This window comes from Pseudomonas anguilliseptica (assembly GCF_021375795.1).
Lineage (GTDB): Bacteria > Pseudomonadota > Gammaproteobacteria > Pseudomonadales > Pseudomonadaceae > Aquipseudomonas > Aquipseudomonas anguilliseptica_A.
Genome location: NZ_JAEIOI010000014.1, coordinates 1 through 444 on the forward strand (window position 1 = coordinate 1; position 444 = coordinate 444).

General features: G+C 53.6%; 1 protein-coding gene. It reads right to left on the reverse strand.

All coding sequences use genetic code 11. The features are described from left to right. The coding region (locus IOD17_RS19235; RefSeq protein ID WP_233686621.1) for a hypothetical protein at positions 1–267 on the reverse strand (267 nt) is incomplete at its 3' end. Between the last annotated feature and the right edge of the window lie 177 nt (positions 268–444).

The window sequence follows — 444 nt, forward strand, 5'->3', positions numbered from 1 at the left end:
AATTGGCTGTTGTGGGTTGCCGTAGGGGTGATAGGAAAAGTTGTACTTACACAGAAATGAAGTGGTGTTTTGTACCGGGGTATAACTACCCGCATAAGTTGGGTTGATCAGGTTTACAGGGTGCGCAATGGTGGAATAGTCAAAACCGGCACAGGCGGCTTCCACGGACTTATAAAAGCCATCGTTATGGCGAATCTTGAAGGGCTTTTCATTCGCTACGGCATAGAGCGGCAGCAGGGCCAGCAGCAAAAACAGGGGTGTACGCATGGTCAGACCCGCCCGAAAAATACGAGGTACAGCGCCACCACGGTGACCAGCAGGACGTAGAGTTCGTAGTTCATTGAGTGGCCCTGAAAAGTAAGTCCCGCCGTAGCGGGACTTGGGTGAAGCGCGCAGCGATTACAGAGCGCGGCGCATGTACTTGAAGGCAGCAGCGGCGACCAG